We start from the raw sequence: 2,433 nt of genomic DNA, 5'->3' as shown, positions 1-2,433 counted from the left end.
AGGATTGGCACAAAAAACAACCGGAATTATTCAAAAAGAAAATCTATGATCTATCGGGACTTGACACATGAGAATAACCTGGCAGATAGGGTTGGATCTGATACAGTCTTCACCAGATGTCCGGGTAACATGATAGAAAAATGTAGGTATTTTTCGTGTTGAAATTTGTGGATTTATTTTGCGGAGGAGGTTTCGGCGCCAGAGGCGCGGTTAATGGTGGTGGATCACCGCTGTTGGCTGTGGATGCCTGGGAATTGGCAATACAGACATATAAGGCAAACTTTCCTGGAGCGACTGTCTTAGGGAAAAAAATTGAGAAGATTGATCCTTCTGATTTTGAGGGAAAATATGCTCCTGATGTCCTTCTTACCTCACCAGAATGTACTGCCCACTCGATTGCCAGGGGTGCCAAGCCTGGTAGTGAAAAAAGTCGTGAAACGGCCATCAGTATATTTCCCTGGATAGAGGCGTTCGATCCAAGATGGGTGATAGTTGAAAACGTAAATCGTATGAAAACATGGGAGCGACATGAAGAGCTCCTGACCACTTTGGAAGAATATGGCTATACAATAAGCCAGCTTTTGCTGGATTCGGCGGAGTTCGGAACCCCGCAATCGCGTAAGCGGTTGTTCCTGATTTGTGACCAGAAAGGTGTGACTGTTACAAAAGAAGAATTGTTGGCAGTGCATAGAAGAAAAACGAAATCTGCTGCTGATGTTCTTGAACCCTCTGGAACATATTCAACCAGTCCTTTGTACAAGCCGGGGCGGGCAAAGGCAACACTTGAGCGTGCTGAGCGAGCCATGAAGGCTCTTGGCAAGGGTAAACCGTTCCTTATTGTGTACTATGGGTCGGACTATGCCGGGGGATGGCAGTCACTGGATGCACCCTTGCGAACAGTTACAACACTGGACAGGTTCGGACTTGTTACATGGAAAGGAAATGAACCAATGCTGAGGATGCTGCAACCACCAGAACTGATACGGGCTATGGGAGCAGATGGGCACGAACTCCCATACGGCACACGCCGGGACAAGGTAAAACTTTGCGGCAATGGTGTCTGCTCCCCTGTGATGGAGGCTGTTTTTCGTAAGATTGCAAATATCAATGAGGAAGCCGGCGGGCTTGCTGCAGCTGTCTGACCATGGATGGTGGTACCCAGGATCTTGTTGTCGACAGAATCTATCATGGCTCAAGACAAGGAAATGCTGCTGATGATCCCTTGCCGGCACTGATCGGGGTATCTGGCGGCGGGGGATTCCGTTATATCGGTGACCGTACAGCACTCGACCGGTTGCACCTTATTGCCCTGAAGTCCAATTTCAATGACCCTGACTGGCCGGATCGACTGGATCATGAAACCGGGCGGTTTACTTACTATGGTGACAACAAGAAACCGGGAAAGCAGATCCTTGATACGCCCAGGGGTGGAAACCGCATACTGCCCCACCTGTTTGCCGGCCGTCATGATCCGGCAGTGACAAACCGTTTTCCTGTCATACTGCTGTTTGGCTGGACAGGAGAATATCGGGATGTGCGTTTCCTCGGGCTTGCCGTCCCCGGAGCGCCGTCACTCGGTCCCGATGATGATCTTGTGGCAATCTGGCGGACGGGAGGAAAAAATGAACGCTTTCAGAACTACAAGGCCGAGTTTACGGTGCTTGACGTATCTGTGATCTCCCAGGATTGGTTGACTGATGTCTGTAATGGCGACGCGGCGACTTCTATGCATGCACCACGCCCCTGGCTTGAGTGGTTGGAGAGCCGTAAATATCAGCCGCTGGCTGCCCCGCACAGTCTGGAGACGCGCACCAGAGAACAACAGATGCCGGATAACAAAGATGGCACGACGATTCTGGAGGCTGTACACGACAGATTCAAGGAGAATTCACATGGATTTGAGGCCTGTGCGCTTGAGATTGCACGGCTCATGATGCCGGATATTGCTGATGCTGAGCTGACCCGCCCGTGGCGTGATGGTGGCCGTGATGCTGTCGGGGAATACCGAATTGGCATAGAAAAGTCCTCCATCCTTGTTGAATTTGCTCTGGAGGCCAAGTGTTATGATCCTGCCGGCAAAGGCGTAGGCGTTAAAGAACTGTCAAGGTTGATTTCCAGGCTGCGTCACCGACAGTTTGGCATTCTTGTAACTACCTCTTATCTGGCATCACAGGCTTACAGTGAGTTGAAAGAAGACGGTCATCCTGTGGTTATGATCTGTGGAGCAGACATCGTTCAGTTGCTGCGTGAAAAAATAGGATCTGTAGGGCAGATCAAAAAGTGGTTGGCTGGATTTGAATAAGATGTATCCGGGTAACTACTCACCCCTAAGATGAGTACAAGCCTGCCTCCATGGATCTACAATCGCTTTTTCATGTCTGTAGAGGCTTTACATCATAGCACGCCGAGTCTATGCTATTGACCCAACACATC

General features: G+C 49.9%; 2 protein-coding genes. Both read left to right on the top strand.

Annotated features, from left to right (window positions below):
* The first annotated feature begins 155 nt into the window (after positions 1-155).
* Complete coding sequence (locus tag ACOCD2_RS16850) at positions 156-1,142, top strand: DNA cytosine methyltransferase (RefSeq protein WP_293649636.1); 987 nt, start codon at positions 156-158, stop codon at positions 1,140-1,142.
* A gap of 2 nt (positions 1,143-1,144) precedes the next feature.
* Entirely contained in the window at positions 1,145-2,302 is a 1,158-nt protein-coding gene (locus tag ACOCD2_RS16845) for a restriction endonuclease (RefSeq protein ID WP_293649634.1), read from the top strand.
* Positions 2,303-2,433 lie beyond the last annotated feature (131 nt).

Origin of the sequence: Thiolapillus sp. (assembly GCF_048562965.1) — a bacterium.
GTDB classification, from domain to species: Bacteria; Pseudomonadota; Gammaproteobacteria; order Chromatiales; family Chromatiaceae; genus Thiolapillus; species Thiolapillus brandeum_A.
This window is presented reverse-complemented; position numbering and strand designations above follow the sequence as displayed.

What these genes read in the sequence shown, in the direction of transcription:
- ACOCD2_RS16845 (WP_293649634.1), top strand. Translation starts at nt 1,145, where the DNA reads ATGGATGGTGGTACCCAGGATCTTGTTGTCGACAGAATCTATCATGGC.